Genomic DNA, 15,470 nt, shown 5'->3' with positions numbered 1-15,470 from the left:
GACCGTCAGCGGCGATAGCCGGGGCTGTCAGTTGCGGTAGCCGGGGGCCGTCAGTTGCGGTAGCCGAGGATCGTCATCATTCCTGCCTCCGAGTGATAGACGTTGTGGCAGTGGATCATCCACAGGCCCGGGTTGTCGGCCTCGAAGTCCACCGTCAGGGTGCCGTTCGGCAAGATGACCGCGGTGTCCTTGCGAGGGCCGTTCGGCGTGTTGGCCAGGGTGAACGTGTGGCCGTGCAGATGGATCGGGTGCCACATCGTCGTCGAGTTGGCGAAGACCAGGCGGACCCGTTCGCCCGCGCGGACCGGGTGGCGGCGGTCGGGGGAGTACGGAGTCTTGTCGAAGGCCCAGTCGTACTTCGCCATTCCGCCGGTCAGCCGCAGCCTGATCGTGCGGTCCGGCTTGCGGGACGGGATGGCCACCGACCGTGCCGCCCGGAGCTTGTCCGCCGTGAGGAGGCGGCCCTTCAGTTCCTTGGGTCGTGTCGAGGGGGCGGGTGCCCGGCCGCCGCCCGTGCGCAGGACGGCGAGGGCCGCCGCCTTCTTGCCCTCGGCCGCCGCGGTCAGCGGGAAGACCCCGTCCTTGGCGGTGACCAGGACGTCATAGCGCTCGCCCATGCCGAGCAGCAGTGCGTCCGTCCTCGCGTGCTCCACCGGGAAGCCGTCCGTGTGCGTCACGGTCATCTCGTGGCCGCCGAGCGCCACCCGGAAGGCCGTGTCCCCGCCCGCGTTGATGATGCGCAGGCGGATGCGGTCGCCGGGGCGGGCCTTGAAGGAGGACGGGGCGTCCGGCGTACGGCCGTTGATCAAGTAGTGCGGGTAGGCGACGTCGCCCGCGTCGCCGCCCAGCAGGTCGCTCTTGGCGCCCATCATCATGCGGGAAGGGGGAGGCGATGCAGAGGCACCCGACGTAGGGGCACTCGGCGTCGCGGAGGGGCTCGGCGATGCGGAGGGATTCGGCGTCGCGGCCATGCGCAGCGCCATGCCGGACATGTCGTGGCCGCCGTGGTCCATGCCGTCCCCGCCGGAGCCGCCTCCCTCCTCGCTGTCGCCTTCCATGTCGTGGCCGCCCATGCCCTTGCTGAGCTCGGCGAGCACGGCGTCCGGGGTGGAGCCGTCCACGCCGTCGACCCAGTCGTCCAGGACGACGACCCACTCCTTGTCGTACCGCAAAGGCTCCTTGGGGTCCTCGACGATCAGTGGTGCGTACAGACCGCGGTCCTGCTGGGTGCCCGAGTGGGGGTGAAACCAGTACGTCCCCGGGTGCGGCACCGCGAAGCGGTAGGTGAACTCGGCGCCGGGCTTCACGGCCTTCTGGGTCAGGCCGGGGACGCCGTCCATGTCGTTGCGCAGCGCCAGGCCGTGCCAGTGCAGGGACGTGGCCTCGGGGAGGTGGTTGGCGAGCGTCAGGGCGAGGGTGTCACCCGCGGTGAGGCGGACTTCCTTGCCGGGGAGCCGGTCGCCGTACGCCCACGTCTTGACCGTGCGGCCGCCGAGGTCGAGCTTGGCCGCCATCGCCGTCAGCTTCACCTCGTGGACCGTGCCGCCACCGGTCCGCTTCTTCTCCGCGGCGGCGACCTCCTTGCCCGCGGGATCGACATAACCCTCGGGCTCGGAGCCGCCGCCGTGTCCGGCGTGGGCGGAGTCCGCACCGGAGCCGGACCCGGACCCGGAGCAGGCCGTCAGGATGCCCGGACCGGCGACGGCCGTCGCGGCGCCGAGCAGGGCGCGGCGCGAAGGGGCGCGGCGCGAAGGGGTGCGCGGGGGTTGAGTGCGCATGGCTGAGTACACCTCGTCGTGATGGTGGTGCGTGCAGATGGGCGCATCTGCTGCTTCTGATACACCGCTCGACGCCCGGAGGTCCCCATACACGGACGCACCAGGACGCGGGCAGCGCGAAGCAGCCGGTGCGTCGGCCTAAATGCGCAGCACCGAGAGGTGGGAGAGGAGTATGCGGGGCGGCGGCGGATTGGGCCGCAGTCCGTCGAGCAGCCGGGCGAGCGGACGTGCGGGGACGGCGAAGCCGCCGGGCCGCAGCAGGCCCGCCTTGAGCAGCAGTACGAGGGTGAGCGCGGCAAGAACGGCGAGGCAGACGGACAGCGGGTCCATCCCGCCCATCCCGGCAGGGGCGCCCACGACTGTCGCCGCGCCCGCGTGGCCGGTGACTTCGGCGATGCCCGGTGGTGCTGCGTCGCTCGCGCTCATTTCGTGCTGCGTGGCGGCTTGTTCGGGTCCGCTCGGGTGGTGGCTCGGGTGGTGCCTCGGGTCGGTCGGGCGGTTCTGGTGGTTTTGGTGGTTCGGAGAGTGGCCCGTCGCGGGGCTCGCGGGGCTCGTGGAGTGGCCCGTCGTGGGGCTCGACGCGTGGCCGGTCGGGTGGCCCAGCGTATGCATCGTCACGATGCCGAAGAGCAGGGCGGCGAGCAGCAGGAGCTGCCTGCCGTTCGCTGGTCTCCTCGTGGCCGCCATGGGCGGAACCTTACCCCCACCGGGTATGCGGCGACATGCGGCCCCCCAGTATGCCGCCGATCATGACCCCATGACGATTACGGACAAAGTGGGGCATAAAGCGCTATTCGCGGGCGGAGTGGACGGGGCGGACGGAGTGGATGGCGGGGACGGAGCGACGGTGGGGGCGCACGTGTTGTCGCCGACTAGCGCCGCCCGCCGCCCCGCCGTGCCGGTCACGCCGACCAAGTCCTGCCGCGCTCGCGCCCTCACCGTCTCGGCCCTCCTGGTATTTGGCGCGGTCGCCTACAGCACCTGGCTCCTCGAAGCCTTCCTCGGTACGGGACTCTCGCCGCTGAGTTCGTACGTCAGTGAACTCGGGGCGCAGGACCAGCCGTACGGCACGTTGTTCCGCACGACCGACCTGACCGCGGGGCTACTGGTCCTCGCGGGCGCGGTGGGTGCGCTGCTGTGGCTGCCGCGGCGGTGGAGCGGGGTCGTGGGGTGGGCGGGGCTCGCCCTGTTCGGAGCGGCCACCGCGGTCGATTCGCGGCTGCCGCTGAGCTGCGCGCCGACCGCCGACGCGGTCTGCGGGGCCAGGGAGCGGGCGGGGCTCGTGCCCGCGGCGCACTCGGCGCACGTGGTGAGCAGCAGTGTCGCGGTGACGGGGGCGCTGGTGGGGATGGTGGCGCTGACGTTCGCGGCGCGCAGGCACGGGCTCCTGCCCTCCCTCGCGGGGGGCCTCGGTCTCCTCCTCGTGGGCCTCGAACTGGCCGCCACCGCCTGGACGTTGGCCGCGATCGCCGCCTTCGACTCGGGGTACGGAACGTGGGCGCTGGGGGCGGGGCAGCGGCTCCAGGTGCTGCTGATCGCGGTCTGGCTGGGGTTCCTCGCGCGTGCGGTGGTGCGGCGCGCGTGAGTTTCGTACGGATCGGGGGAGTGCCGCATCACGTGCGGGTGGCGGGGAGCGGGCCGGTGTGCGTGCTGAGCGCGGGGCTCGGGCTCGCGTGGTTCGACTGGGACGCGGTGGTGGAACGCCTCGTCCCGTGGCGGACCGTCGTCCGCTTCGACCGGCCGGGGTCGGGGCTGAGCGGGCACGCGCGCGTGGCGCCCACGCTGGCCGGCGAGGCCGAGCGGATCGCGGGGGTCCTGCACGCGGTGGGCCTCGCCGGCCCGGCCACCGTGGTCGGACACTCCCTGGCGGGCTTCCACTGCGAGGCGTTCGCCCGTCTCTTCCCGGAGCGTACGGCGGGCCTGGTCCTCGTCGACTCCAGCGTCGAGGAACGGCCGAGGGTACGGGTTCCGCGCGGGGTGCGGGTGAGGGCCGCCCGGGTGGGCGGGGCTGTCTTGGCTGGAACGGGGTTGCCGTGGGCGGTGGGGCCCGCGGTGCGGAGGGTGGCGGTGCGGGGTGAAGGGCCGTTGCGGCGGGTCTATGGGGGGAGTCGGGTGTGGCGGGGGGCGTTGCTGGAGTACGCGACGTATGGCGACGTGGCGCTGCAGCTCGACGCGCTTCGGCGGGCTTTCCCTCTGCCGGGTGGGCTTCCGGTGACGGTGCTCGCGGCGTACGGGGGTGGCGGGGTGGGGTGGCTCGCCCGGCAGCGTGCCCTCGCCGTCTCCCTCGGCGGGGCCTTCCGCGTCGCGGAGCCTTCGGGGCACTTGCCTATGTGGGATGTGCCGGGGGTTGTGGCGGAGGCGGTACTGGCCCCTGGGCCTTGACCCGCCCCGACCCGCCGCTGCGCGGCGGAGCAGCCCCACCCACCCGATCGCCCGGCAGCGGTCGTTCCCTCCGTCCGGGGGTGGTTGTGTTCCTGGGTGCGCGTGCCTCGTCGGGTGGTCTGGTTCGCCGCTGCGCGGCGGCGTTTCCCCGCCCACCCACCCGATCACCCGGCAGTGGGCGTTTCCCCGGTCCGGGGGTGGGTGGTGCGCCGTGGGTGTGCGCGCCTCGTCCGTGGTCTTTTACAACCCACCCCCCTCCCGAACCCCCCGCACACTCTCCCGAATCACGATATGCGTGCCCAGGAGGTGGCGTTCTTGGCCTGTTCGGGGGGAGCCCGACAAGGCGAGGCGGACCGCCGTGCGGCCCATTTCCTCCGCGGGGATGTGCACGGTCGTCAGGCCGGGAGTGATGTCCGCCGCCACCGGATCGTCGTTGTAGCCGACCACCGAGATGTCCTCCGGCACCCGCAGCCCATGCTCCCGCAGGGCGATCACCGTGGCCGCCGCCACCCTGTCGTCGCCCGCGAACACCGCCGTGAAGTCCGGTCGGCCGTCCGCCTTCTTGAGGAGGTCCTTGATCGCCTCGTACCCGTGATTCTGACCGAAGCCGATGCCGTGCAGGATCGCCTCCCCGCGCGGCACCCCGTGGTCAGCCAGCGCGCGGAGGTAGCCCGCGACGCGGTCCTCGCCCGTGGTGTGGCCGGGCTGGTAGCCGATCAGGGCTATCTTGCGGTGCCCGGCGCCCAGCAGGTGGCTCGTGATGGCGTACGCGCCCGCCTCGTTGTCGTACTCGACGACCAGCGCGGGGACATCCGGCGCCGGCGCCGGACGCCCGCACAGGACAAGGCGGGAGCCCGCCGCGGCGAGGGCCTCCGCGTACCGCGCCATCCGTTCGCGGTACTCGTCGTCCTCGACGACCCCGCCCACGAGCACCACCGCCTCCGCGGCCTGCTCGCGCATCATCTGCACCAGCGCCAGCTCGCGGGCCGGATCGCTGTTCGTCGACGAGATCAGCGTGAGCCGGCCCCGCTGGGCCGCCTCCATCTCCACACCCTGCGCCACATGCGCGTAGAAGGAGCTCACCACGTCGAACATCAGCACCGCGATCGTCTTGCGACCGGCGCCCGCCAACGCGCGCGCGTGCGCGTTGGCGACGTAGTCGAGGTCCTTGACGGCCCGCAGCACCTTCCCCCGTGACGCCGTCGACGTCGGGTAGTTGCCCGCGAGAACCCGCGAGACGGTCGCGACCGAGACGCCCGCCCGCGCCGCCACGTCACGGATGGTGACCCGCTCACCCACTGTGTCTCCTCAAGTCCTCAAGTAGCAGCGTCCGGGGCGGTGTTGTCCCCCACGGCGCTCCGCGCCCCACAACAGCCCGCCCCGGACCATCATCCCGCTCCCGCGCCGGATCAGTGCGCGGCTTCGTACTCCTTCGCGAACTCCTCGCGTGCCTTCTCGCCGCCCTGGGTCTGCCACTTCTTGTAGACGGCGTCCCAGTCGGACAGTTTCCTGCGGCCCGAGACGATCGCCGTCACCCCGTCCTCGATGACCTGCTGCATGGAAGCGCCCTGCCGGTTGTACGTGTCCGACATCAGGCCCCAGTGGTCGTCCCGGACGAGGTTCGGCACGACCGCCTTCTCCCAGGTGTGCAGCCGCTCGGTCAGGTCGGCGAAGCCGGGGAAGTACAGCGGCTGCGGCGCGTCCATGAGGTAGGCGAAGGGGAGGTTCGTGCGGTTCTCGACCAGGCCGAGCGAGGTGGGGATCGGGTCGCCGCTCTTGTCGTACTCGAAGTGCGTGCCCTCGACTCCGGAGTGCATCAACTCGTACTCCTTGGAGCCGAACGGCGACGCCAGCCAGTCCAGGACCCGCAGCATCAGCTTGACGCGGTCCTTGGAGGCCTTCTTGATGACGGTGTAGCCGAAACAGCCGCGGTTCTGCTGGTAGACGGGCGTAACGCCGTCCACGACGTACGGAACGGCGGCGTCCAGCGTGAACTCGTCCTTGATGCCCTGCGCGTTGGAGATGGCGGCGCCCCAGCCGTCCGTCATGGAGCGGACCGTGCCGTTGTAGAACTGCGTCTTGAGGTCGACCTGGGAGATCGAGGTGGCGTCGGAGTTGTACGAGCCGGCTTTGCGCATCTTGGACATGAACTCAAGGGCTGCCTTGAACTCGTCGGTCCCGTACATGTCGGTGACCTTGCCGTTCTTGATCTGCCACTGGTTCGGCGCCCCGTGCCACATCGCGTGGTAGAGGTAGCCGAAGAAGCCGACCGACGAGCCGCCGAGCATGTACTTCTTGTTCCGCGAGCCCTCCCTGGCCATGGCCTGGAAGTCGGCCGCCGCCATGCCCGGCTTGTAACCCGCCTTGTCGAAGGCGTCCCGGTTGATGAACATCGCGCCCTGCACCTTGGCCCGTTCGACCGGCAGGCCGTAGATGCGTCCGGAGACGCGGCCCATGCCTTCCCACGCGTACGTGGGGATGTTGGCGAGGTTCGGGTAGTCCTTGACCGCGTCTCCGGAGAGGTGCTCCGAGAGGTCCTCACACCGCGACTTCACGAACTGCGACTCGCGCGGAAGGACGTATCCGCCACCGAAGTTGATCATGTCGGGCAGGTCGTCGCCGGACATCAGGGTGGACATCTTGGAGCGGAAGTCCGCGTCCGGCACGACCGAGAACTCGACCTCCACGCCGAGGGCCTCGTTCATCGCCTGCCAGAACTTGTTCGATCCGACCGGCTTCGGCGGGGTGCCGTAGGTGATGGTCATGACCTTGATCTTCTGCTTGCCGTTGCCCGGCTTCTCGGCCGTCGCGGCGACCAGCTGCTGCGGGTACTTCGTGAAGCCGGGCTGCACGCCCTCGGACGTGGGTGCGAGGTCGGGCTTCGGGCCCTTGGCGGGGGCGTACGTCGGCCAGGGCGCCGCCTTCTTGTTGGCGTTGCTGACCGAACCGCCGCCGCCCGAGCCGGTGGAGCAGGCGGTGAGCAGGGAAGGGGCCGCGACCGCGGCCCCGCCGACGGCTATGGAGCGCAGCAGCGTACGGCGCGACATTGAGGAACCAGAGGAACCCGATGAACCGGACACAGTGTCAACCTTTCGAGGTTTCAAGCGAGTTGGCTCAGCTCTTGATGGCGCCCGTGAGCACGCCCTTGGTGAAGTACTTCTGCAGGAAGGGGTAGACGATCAAAATCGGCACGGTGGCGATCACCAGGACGGCCATCTGCATCGTCTGCGGGGCCGACACGTTCGCGGCGTCGCTCAGGCCGGTGTCCGCGATCTGCGAGCCGCCCATCACGTACGTGCGAAGGACCTGCTGGAGCGGCCAGTGGTCGGACTCCAGATAGATCGAGGCATGGAACCAGGCGTTCCAGTAGCTCACCGCGTAGAAGAGGCCGACCACCGCGAGGGCCGCCTTGGAGAGCGGAAGCACGACCCGCCACAGGATCTGCCAGTCGTTCGCGCCGTCGAGCCGCGCCGCCTCGTACAGCTCCTCGGGCACGCCCTGGAAGAAGCCGCGCAGGACGACCAGGTTGAAGACGTTGATGAGGACGGGGACGACCAAGGCGCTGTAGCTCTCCAGCATCCCCATGCCCTTGACAAGGAGGAACGCGGGGATCATGCCGGGCGGGAAGAGGAACGTGAACAGAACGATCAGCAGGATCGGCTTGCCGCCGTACACCTTGGGGCGGCTCAGCGCGTACGCGAGGAACGTCGTGCACGCGAGTGAGGCCAGGGTGCCGATGATCGTGACGCCGGCGCTCACGCCGAGCGCCTTGGTGACGATGCCGCCCGCGAAGACCTGCTCGTAGGCGCGCAGGGTGGGGTGCGTGGGCCACAGGACCCAGCCGCCGTTGGCGATGACCTCGCGGTTCGAGGCGAACGACGTCGAGATGATCACGAGGAACGGCACGAAGACCATGACCAGGATGGTGACGATCGCCAGCGCCTTGGCCACCTGGGTGACCGGCTTCGGCTTCTCCATCCAGGAGGGGCGTACGGGGCGTCCCGCTCGCACGGGACTCGGCCGCCCGGCGCGTATCGCCGTGGATTTCGTGCTCACTTGTAGACCCCCTGCTCGCCGAGGCGATGGGCGACCTTGTTGGCCGCGAAGACGAGAATCGCGCCGACCACGCCCTTGAACAGGCCCGCCGCCGCGGCGTATCCGGTGTCGCCGCCGACGATGCCCTGCCAGAAGACGAAGGTGTCGAGCACCTCACCGGCCTCTGGTCCCACCGACTGCCGTTGCAGCAGCATCTGTTCGAAGCCGACGGAGAGGATGTCGCCGAGCCGCATGATCAGCAGCAGGATGACGACCGGCCGGATCGACGGCAGCGTCACGTGCCAGAAGCGGCGCCAGGGGCCCGCCCCGTCGATGGCGGCGGCCTCGTACTGCTGCTCGTCCACCTGCATCAGCGCGGCGAGGAAGATGATCGTGCCCCAGCCCGCGTCCTTCCATACGACCTGCGCGACGACGAGCGCCGGGTACGCGTCCGGGTTGCCGATGATGTCGACGGAGTGCAGACCCGCCTGCCCGAGCACGGAGTTGAGCAGGCCGGTGTCGGCGAGTACCTGCTGGAACAGGGCTACGACGATGACCCACGACAGGAAGTGCGGCAGATAGACCACCGACTGCACGAAGCGCCGTGTCAGGTCCGAGGTCAGGCTGTGCAGCAGCAGGGCCAGGCCGAGCGGGACCGGGAAGAAGAAGACCAGCTGGAGCACCGCGAGGAAGAGCGTGTTCCAGGTCGCGTGCCAGAAGTCCGGGTCGCCCAACATCCGGTCGAAGTTCTCGAAGCCGACCCAGGGGCTGGCCCAGAGGCCGTCGAAGGGGACGTACTCCTTGAAGGCGACGGCGTTCCCGATGAACGCGCCGTAGTGGAACACCAGGAAGTACGCGACTCCCGGGGCCATGAGCAGCAGCAGGACTCGCGAGGAGCGAAACCGTTTCCATCGCTCATCACGCCTTATTTTGTTGCCATTTGGCCGATTGCTGCGCTTGCCGGGCGGCTTCACCGCCTCGGTTTCCGTCCGGTCCTTCAACACCGCTGACACGGCAGCCCCTCCGTTGTCGGAACAAGGTGACCGGAATCTAAAGCGGTTACTAAGCCCGGTCAACCCCCTTGGCCCCGCGATCTCTTGACCCCCGTCCTGACTTCGGCCTAGCCTCCAGGCGATGTTGGGTAACCGGTTACTACGAGGGATGGTCACGCGTGGCAGACCAGGCAGAGTTGAAGGGCCGACCGAACGCGGTGCTCGCGATGAGCGCGGACGTGGCGGAGCGGGTCTTCACCCCCGACATCCGTGAACGGCTGGGCCGTAGCGTCGAGTTGGCGCCCGCCCTGCTCACCGGCTCACTCACCGGAGCCGGGGCGCTCGCGGCGCTGGCCGACGCGGAGATCCTGGTCACCGGCTGGAACTGCCCGCCCGTCACGGCCGAGGTCCTCGCCCACGCCCCTCGGCTCCGGGCCCTCGTGCACGCCGCCGGATCGGTGAAGCCCGTGGTGACGGACGCCCTGTGGGACCGGGGCGTGGTGGTCTCGTCGGCGGCCGACGCGAACGCGGGGCCCGTCGTGGCCTACACGCTCGCCGCGATCACCTTCGCGGCGAAGGGCGCGCTGCCGACCGCGGCGGGGTACGCGGCCGGGTGGCCGCCCTTCACCGAGCGGACCGGCGCCGACGCGCGCACCATCGGCATCATCGGCGCCTCCCGCATCGGCCGCGGAGTCATCGCGGCGCTGCGCGCGTCCGACGTGGGGTGGCGCGTGCTGCTCAGCGATCCGTACGTCACGCGGGAGGAGGCGGCCGGCCTCGGCGTGGAGCTGGTGGACCTCTCGGAGCTGTGCCGGCGCAGTTCGATCGTCAGCGTCCACGCGCCCCAACTGCCCGAGACGCGGGGCATGGTGAGCGAGGACATGCTGAAGCTGATCCCCGACGGGGGCACGCTCATCAACACGGCACGCGGCGCGCTGATCGACACGGAGGCGCTGGCCAGGGAGTGCGGGGCGGGGCGCCTGGACGCCTTCCTGGACGTGACGGACCCGGAGCCGCTGCCGGCCGGGCACCCTCTGCTGACGCTGCCGAACGTTCTTGTCACCCCGCATGTCGCGGGGGCGCAGGGCAGTGAGGTGCGCAGGTTGGGGGAGTTCGCGGTGGGGGAGGTCGAGCGGTTCGTGCGGGGGGAGGTGTTGCGGGGGCGGTTGTTGCGGGAGGAGTTGCTGCGGGTGGCGTAGGGGCGGTTATTTTTCCCCAACCCCGCCCCTTCCCGAGAACCCGCTCGGCGCGGGGGCCCTCCTCAATCGCCGGAGGCGGAGAGGCTGAAAATTCAGCCTCTCCGCCTCCGGCGATTGAGCGAGCGGGGCCGGGAAAAATTACGGCTTAGCGCCCCGCGCGCTCAGCAGGTCCGTCATCAGCTCGATCTCCGACTCCTGCGACTCCACCATGCCCCGCGCGAGCCGCACCTCCGCCCCCACCTCGCACCGGTCCACACACCCGTCGGCCATATGGACCCCGCCCTTGTGATGCTTGATCATCAGCTGCAGATAGCGCACCTCGGCGGCCCGCCCGTTCAGCTTGCCGAGCTTCTTCAGCTCCGTGTTCGTCGCCATCCCGGGCATCAGAGCGCCGTCTTCGCCCGGCGGCATGTCCCCCATCCCCATCCACTCCATCGGAGCCTTCTCGGGCACCTTCGGCAGCTCCCACAGGTCGAGCCAGCCGAGCAGCATGCCCCGCTGGTTCGCCTGGGTCTGGGCGATGTCGTACGCGAGGCGGCGGATCTCCTCGTCCTTCGTGCGGTCGCGCACGATGTACGACATCTCCACCGCCTGCTGGTGATGCGTGGCCATGTCCCTGGCGAAGCCCGCGTCGGCCGACTCCGTGGAGGGGGCCGACGCGGCGGACGAACCGTCCGACGCCGCGACGGCGACCGTGATCCCGCCGCCGGCCACGGCCACCGCGGCGACCGCCCCCACCACCCAGCAGGTGCGCCGCCTCACTGGGCCTTGCCACCCGTGCACGCGGCGCCCGGCTCAGGGGTCTGCTTGCCCTGGACGTACGTGGAGAGGAAGGAGGCGACGTTCGGGTCGGACGCGCCGGTCACTGTGCGCTGGTGGCCCCAGGCCGTCAGCATGATCGGGTCCTTCTGGTCCTTGACCGGACTCATCAGCGTGTACGGCGTCTGCTTGACCTTCGCCTCGAGCTTCTTGAGGTCCGCCGCCTTGGCCTTGTCGTTGTACGTCACCCACACTGCGCCGTGCTCCAGGGAGTGCACGGCATGGCGCTCGGGAAGTTCGTCCTGGTAGACGTCGCCGTTGCAGTTCATCCACACCTGGTCGTGATCGCCGCCCACCGGCGGGGTCATCGCGTAACTGACGTCCTTGGTGACATGCGTACGGCCCAGCTTCTTCGCGTCCCAGACCTTCTCGCCGTCCGCCGTCGTCTTGAACCTCGGCGCGGACTTCCCGTCGGAGGCCGCCGAGTCGGAATCGTCGGCCTTCTGGAAGAGGACGACACCGCCCACGGCGAGCGCGGCGACCACCACCGCGCTCAGGGTGATCGCGATGACGCGGCCCCGGCGGTCGCGTGCGCGCTCTGCCCGGCGCATCTCCTCTATCCGGGTCTTGCGTGACGAGCTGCTCGTGTTCTTGGCGGAACCCATGATGTGTCCTTCGGCGATGCGATACGACGGAAAGGGCGGGACGCGCGTTGCGGAACATGGTGGAGCGGTTCGCTGATCGTAATGGGCGATCCCGGCGGGCTGTAGGGGCAGTCCGAGCCGCCCGCTGTTACGGGCGCGCCGATCAGCAGGCACTATGGGCACAGGGCGGCACATGGCCCGCAACGCGCTCGAAACGGTGTGGTGGGATGCTCATGTGCCCCGCGGTGTCCCCGGACGAGAGCTCAGCGCGAGAACAGCGCGGACGCAGGTGGCCTGACCAGCAAGGATGGGTGGAAGCGGAAGATGGACAAGCAGCAGGAATTCGTGCTCCGGACACTGGAGGAGCGCGACATCCGGTTCGTACGCCTGTGGTTCACGGATGTCCTCGGCTTCCTGAAATCGGTCGCGGTGGCTCCCGCCGAGCTGGAGCAGGCCTTCGACGAAGGCATCGGCTTCGACGGCTCGGCGATCGAGGGATTCGCCCGGGTGTACGAGTCGGACATGATCGCCAAGCCGGACCCGTCGACGTTCCAGGTCCTGCCCTGGCGCGCGGAGGCCCCCGGCACCGCCCGCATGTTCTGCGACATCCTCATGCCGGACGGCTCCCCGTCCTTCGCGGACCCGCGGTACGTCCTCAAGCGCGCCCTGGCGAAGACCTCCGACCTCGGGTTCACCTTCTACACCCACCCCGAGATCGAGTTCTTCCTCCTGAAGGACAAGCCGCTGGACGGCTCGCGCCCCACCCCCGCCGACAACTCCGGCTACTTCGACCACACCCCGCAGAACGTCGGGATGGACTTCCGCCGCCAGGCGATCACGATGCTCGAATCGATGGGCATCTCGGTCGAGTTCAGCCACCACGAGGGCGCCCCCGGCCAGCAGGAGATCGACCTCCGTTACGCGGACGCGCTCTCCACGGCCGACAACATCATGACGTTCCGCCTGGTCATGAAGCAGGTCGCGCTGGAGCAGGGGGTCAACGCGACCTTCATGCCCAAGCCCTTCTCCGAGCACCCGGGCTCGGGCATGCACACGCACCTCTCCCTCTTCGAGGGCGACCGCAACGCGTTCTACGAGTCCGGCTCCGAGTACCAGCTCTCCAAGGTCGGCCGCTCCTTCATCGCGGGCCTCCTGAAGCACGCCGCGGAGATCTCCGCGGTCACCAACCAGTGGGTGAACTCCTACAAGCGCATCTGGGGCGGCTCGGAGCGCACGGCGGGCGCGGGCGGCGAGGCCCCCTCGTACATCTGCTGGGGCCACAACAACCGCAGCGCGCTCATCCGCGTCCCGATGTACAAGCCCGGCAAGACCGGCTCCGCCCGGGTGGAGGTCCGCTCGATCGACTCGGGCGCGAATCCCTACCTGACGTACGCGGTGCTGCTGGCCGCCGGCCTCAAGGGCATCGAGGAGGGCTACGAACTCCCGCCGGGCGCCGACGACGACGTCTGGGCCCTGAGCGACGCGGAACGCCGCGCGATGGGCATCGAGCCGCTCCCGCAGAACCTGGGCGAGGCGATCGCCCTGATGGAACGCAGCGAACTCGTCGCCGAAACCCTGGGCGAGCACGTGTACGACTTCTTCCTGCGCAACAAGAAGCAGGAGTGGGAGGAGTACCGCAGCGAGGTCACGGCCTTCGAGCTGAGGAAGAACCTGCCGGTGCTGTAAGGGCAGGTCAGGGCGCTTTCCGCTCACTTCCCCCGAGAGGGCCCGCGGTCGTCGGCTGCGGGCCCTCTCGGTTGTCAGCCTGCGGCTGGGCCGTCTGTGGGCCGTCTTACGCTGGACCGGGGTACCAGACTGGACCTCACCGTCACAGGGCTTGGACAGGTGCACGCCTCTGCCACGCCACGGGAATTGAGCAACAGAGACGACGGCCGGGGATGTTTGCCCCATCGCGGTGGTATCAGTCATGAGCAGAGCATGCTCACCACCGTCGATCAGCGGGGGCTTACATGGCGACGCAACCGAGTCCAGACGATCGCCTAGTCATGTATCAAGTGGTCGCGGCTCGGCATGTGGGCCTCGACCAGATGGTCTGGCAGGTACCGGGCATCGCCCTTACTGCCCAGGCGTTCCTGATGACGATTGGCCTCGGCCCCGGATCTGGCCAACTCGCTCGCCTTGGGTCGGGGTTTCTGTCCGTAGTGGTCGCGATCCTGTCTGTTGAGCTGCTGATGCGGCACCGGCTCAGTGCGATTGCGGATGCAGTTTGGCTTGAGAGGTTCGAGCGAGACCAGGGGTGGGAGGTGCTTCACCGACCGTTGAACGACCGGTGTGGTCAGCTCGGCGTGCCTGTACCGCTTTTGGCTCGTCTTCGCGCCTACTCCGTATGGATCGCCGGGCTCTCAACCTTCGGCCTCGTCGGTGCCGGCATCGCGGTCAACGCGATCGTTGGTTAGCCAGAATGCCTGAGCATCGACACAGGGCCGCGACGCCATAACACGTCCGGGGTTTCACCGATCATGTGCGCAGCCTTGCAGGCGCTACTGACAGTCGGCCTCCCCTTTACCTGCTGAGCTCCTCCCAAGTTCAAGGCTCTCCGACCAACCTGTCACGGGTCCGCCAACTCGACCTACTTGCGATGTAGTTGGCCCCAGCTGTTGTCAGTGGTGCCCAATACAATCGGAGTTGACCGACATAGGTCTGATGCGAATGAGGTGCATCATGGCTAAGAAGGGAAGCGGTGGTAGCTCCGGGAGCAAGGCCCGGAGCGCCGTAACCGGCCGGTGCGTGACGAAGAGCTTTGCGAAGGCTCATCCACGTACCACGGTGGTAGAGGCTCCGAAGAGGCGTTCTGGCAAGAAGTGACCTCTTGAAATCCGATCAAGGAGGGGTGCTGCTCATGCGGCGCCCCTCCGCCCGTCCCACCCTATCGGCCAGTCCGCGTACGACCAGCTGCCAGGGCGTCCGATCAGGACAATCCTGAAAAGCGGCACGCCTGTTCGTCTCAGGCAGAGCAGGAAATGCGGAGCGGGCTCAAGGACATCTGAGGCAGGCTAACGAGCATGACCGAGTCCCCCAGTCTGACCTACGGGTTCGAGGAGTTGTATCCGGCTCTAGGCCAGCTCGTCGTGGCGAGCGCTGACATGGAGTCACGCCTCCGGTACGTCGTATCTGAGCTCGCAGGCAACGATGACGCTGGTTGGATCGTCTTTGAGGGGCAGTCTGTGGACTGGCTCGTATCGAACGGCATCGCCGTCATGGGGCAGCTTGAGGCGATGAAGCGCTGGCCGGAAGCAAACTCCCAGCGAATACGTCGGGTGCTCCTTGCTGCGCAGGAGGTGAACCGCCTCCGCAACTTGATGGTTCACGGCGAGTGGCGCGCTGTATGTGTCCTCCGAGAAGATGGATGTGTTGGTCGGCCTGCCAATAGCCCACCAGATCATCGCGTGTTTCACGTCTGCCGGAGCCGCTACCGGAAGGGCTTCGAAGAGCGTCAGTTCGCTGTTAGCGACATCGAAGCCTTGGCGGAGAAGATGTGGGATCTTGAGACGGAGCTAAAAGACGCACGTAAGGCGGCGGTCGACGCCTGGTTGGGGAGAAGCTGACGCCTGCCGGTTCGCGCTGTTGGCCGAGCCTCTCCAGTACCTCATGGCCTCGTGGTCGGCTCCTCGAAGGCTCGGTGTGAGGTCGGCAGCATGACCAGCAACGATGCACTTCATG

14 protein-coding genes are annotated in these 15,470 nt (G+C 68.8%); 6 read left to right on the top strand and 8 right to left on the bottom strand.

Translation table 11 applies throughout. The features are described from left to right. Positions 1-50: 50 nt before the first annotated feature. Both ACZ5U5_RS07400 and ACZ5U5_RS07395 read right to left on the bottom strand, forming a co-directional pair. Positions 51-1,778 carry a multicopper oxidase family protein gene (locus tag ACZ5U5_RS07400; protein ID WP_469017623.1) on the bottom strand — a complete coding sequence of 576 codons (1,728 nt, stop codon included), beginning with the start codon at positions 1,776-1,778 and terminating at the stop codon, positions 51-53. Between the two features lie 138 nt (positions 1,779-1,916). Continuing rightward, entirely contained in the window at positions 1,917-2,465 is a 549-nt protein-coding gene (locus ACZ5U5_RS07395; protein WP_469017620.1) for a hypothetical protein, read from the bottom strand. Positions 2,466-2,673: 208 nt separating this feature from the next. On the opposite strand from ACZ5U5_RS07395, the gene ACZ5U5_RS07390 reads away from it, so the two are divergent. Beyond that, positions 2,674-3,363 (top strand): DUF998 domain-containing protein, encoded by a 690-nt coding sequence (locus ACZ5U5_RS07390; RefSeq protein WP_469019320.1) that lies wholly within the window; start codon positions 2,674-2,676, stop codon positions 3,361-3,363. Then, positions 3,360-4,160 (top strand): alpha/beta fold hydrolase, encoded by an 801-nt coding sequence (locus tag ACZ5U5_RS07385; protein ID WP_469017618.1) that lies wholly within the window; start codon positions 3,360-3,362, stop codon positions 4,158-4,160. The genes ACZ5U5_RS07390 and ACZ5U5_RS07385 overlap by 4 nt, the downstream gene beginning before the upstream one ends. 240 nt (positions 4,161-4,400) lie before the next feature. On the opposite strand, the gene ACZ5U5_RS07380 is transcribed toward ACZ5U5_RS07385, so the two are convergent. The 4 genes from ACZ5U5_RS07380 to ACZ5U5_RS07365 all read right to left on the bottom strand — a co-directional run bounded on the left by ACZ5U5_RS07380 (position 4,401) and on the right by ACZ5U5_RS07365 (position 9,067). Further along, entirely contained in the window at positions 4,401-5,459 is a 1,059-nt protein-coding gene (locus ACZ5U5_RS07380) for a LacI family DNA-binding transcriptional regulator (RefSeq protein ID WP_469017615.1), read from the bottom strand. 110 nt (positions 5,460-5,569) lie between these two features. Next, on the bottom strand, positions 5,570-7,207 hold the full coding sequence (locus tag ACZ5U5_RS07375) for a type 2 periplasmic-binding domain-containing protein (protein WP_469017612.1): 1,638 nt from the start codon (positions 7,205-7,207) through the stop codon (positions 5,570-5,572). 67 nt (positions 7,208-7,274) lie between these two features. Beyond that, a complete protein-coding gene (locus ACZ5U5_RS07370) occupies positions 7,275-8,138 on the bottom strand; it encodes a carbohydrate ABC transporter permease (protein ID WP_469019317.1) in 864 nt (287 codons plus the stop codon). A 74-nt stretch (positions 8,139-8,212) separates the two neighbouring features. Then, positions 8,213-9,067: an ABC transporter permease gene (locus tag ACZ5U5_RS07365; RefSeq protein WP_469017609.1), complete on the bottom strand. Its 855-nt coding sequence runs from the start codon at positions 9,065-9,067 to the stop codon at positions 8,213-8,215. A 347-nt stretch (positions 9,068-9,414) separates the two neighbouring features. On the opposite strand from ACZ5U5_RS07365, the gene ACZ5U5_RS07360 reads away from it, so the two are divergent. Next, entirely contained in the window at positions 9,415-10,386 is a 972-nt protein-coding gene (locus tag ACZ5U5_RS07360) for a hydroxyacid dehydrogenase (protein WP_469019314.1), read from the top strand. Positions 10,387-10,524: 138 nt separating this feature from the next. Here ACZ5U5_RS07360 and ACZ5U5_RS07355 read toward each other — a convergent pair whose 3' ends face one another. Further along, positions 10,525-11,148, bottom strand: coding sequence for a DUF305 domain-containing protein (locus tag ACZ5U5_RS07355; RefSeq protein WP_469017606.1), 624 nt, complete (start codon positions 11,146-11,148; stop codon positions 10,525-10,527). Then, positions 11,145-11,810, bottom strand: a complete 666-nt coding sequence (locus ACZ5U5_RS07350) for a DUF3105 domain-containing protein (RefSeq protein WP_469017603.1) — start codon at positions 11,808-11,810, stop codon at positions 11,145-11,147. Before ACZ5U5_RS07350 ends, ACZ5U5_RS07355 begins: the two co-directional genes overlap by 4 nt. Positions 11,811-12,113: 303 nt before the next feature. Between ACZ5U5_RS07350 and ACZ5U5_RS07345 the strand changes: the two genes are divergently transcribed. The 3 genes from ACZ5U5_RS07345 to ACZ5U5_RS07335 all read left to right on the top strand — a co-directional run bounded on the left by ACZ5U5_RS07345 (position 12,114) and on the right by ACZ5U5_RS07335 (position 15,355). Beyond that, complete coding sequence (locus ACZ5U5_RS07345; protein WP_160504710.1) at positions 12,114-13,475, top strand: glutamine synthetase family protein; 1,362 nt, start codon at positions 12,114-12,116, stop codon at positions 13,473-13,475. Between the two features lie 320 nt (positions 13,476-13,795). Further along, positions 13,796-14,206 (top strand): hypothetical protein, encoded by a 411-nt coding sequence (locus ACZ5U5_RS07340; RefSeq protein WP_469017599.1) that lies wholly within the window; start codon positions 13,796-13,798, stop codon positions 14,204-14,206. Between the two features lie 606 nt (positions 14,207-14,812). Beyond that, on the top strand, positions 14,813-15,355 hold the full coding sequence (locus ACZ5U5_RS07335; protein WP_469017596.1) for a hypothetical protein: 543 nt from the start codon (positions 14,813-14,815) through the stop codon (positions 15,353-15,355). The last annotated feature ends 115 nt before the right edge of the window (positions 15,356-15,470 follow it).

The organism is Streptomyces sp. NPDC033177 (assembly GCF_055577715.1).
The sequence above is the reverse complement of the archived record's forward strand: the minus strand, read 5'-3'. Positions and strand labels throughout refer to the sequence as shown.

Bases quoted from the DNA above. Each gene is read 5' to 3' on its own strand.
- ACZ5U5_RS07400 (WP_469017623.1), bottom strand. From the start codon at position 1,778: ATGCGCACTCAACCCCCGCGCACCCCTTCGCGCCGCGCCCCTTCGCGC.
- ACZ5U5_RS07395 (WP_469017620.1), bottom strand. From the start codon at position 2,465: ATGGCGGCCACGAGGAGACCAGCGAACGGCAGGCAGCTCCTGCTGCTC.
- ACZ5U5_RS07375 (WP_469017612.1), bottom strand. From the start codon at position 7,207: ATGTCGCGCCGTACGCTGCTGCGCTCCATAGCCGTCGGCGGGGCCGCG.
- ACZ5U5_RS07370 (WP_469019317.1), bottom strand. From the start codon at position 8,138: ATGGAGAAGCCGAAGCCGGTCACCCAGGTGGCCAAGGCGCTGGCGATC.
- ACZ5U5_RS07365 (WP_469017609.1), bottom strand. From the start codon at position 9,067: ATGGCCCCGGGAGTCGCGTACTTCCTGGTGTTCCACTACGGCGCGTTC.
- ACZ5U5_RS07360 (WP_469019314.1), top strand. From the start codon at position 9,415: ATGAGCGCGGACGTGGCGGAGCGGGTCTTCACCCCCGACATCCGTGAA.
- ACZ5U5_RS07350 (WP_469017603.1), bottom strand. From the start codon at position 11,810: ATGGGTTCCGCCAAGAACACGAGCAGCTCGTCACGCAAGACCCGGATA.
- ACZ5U5_RS07345 (WP_160504710.1), top strand. From the start codon at position 12,114: ATGGACAAGCAGCAGGAATTCGTGCTCCGGACACTGGAGGAGCGCGAC.
- ACZ5U5_RS07340 (WP_469017599.1), top strand. From the start codon at position 13,796: ATGTATCAAGTGGTCGCGGCTCGGCATGTGGGCCTCGACCAGATGGTC.
- ACZ5U5_RS07335 (WP_469017596.1), top strand. From the start codon at position 14,813: ATGACCGAGTCCCCCAGTCTGACCTACGGGTTCGAGGAGTTGTATCCG.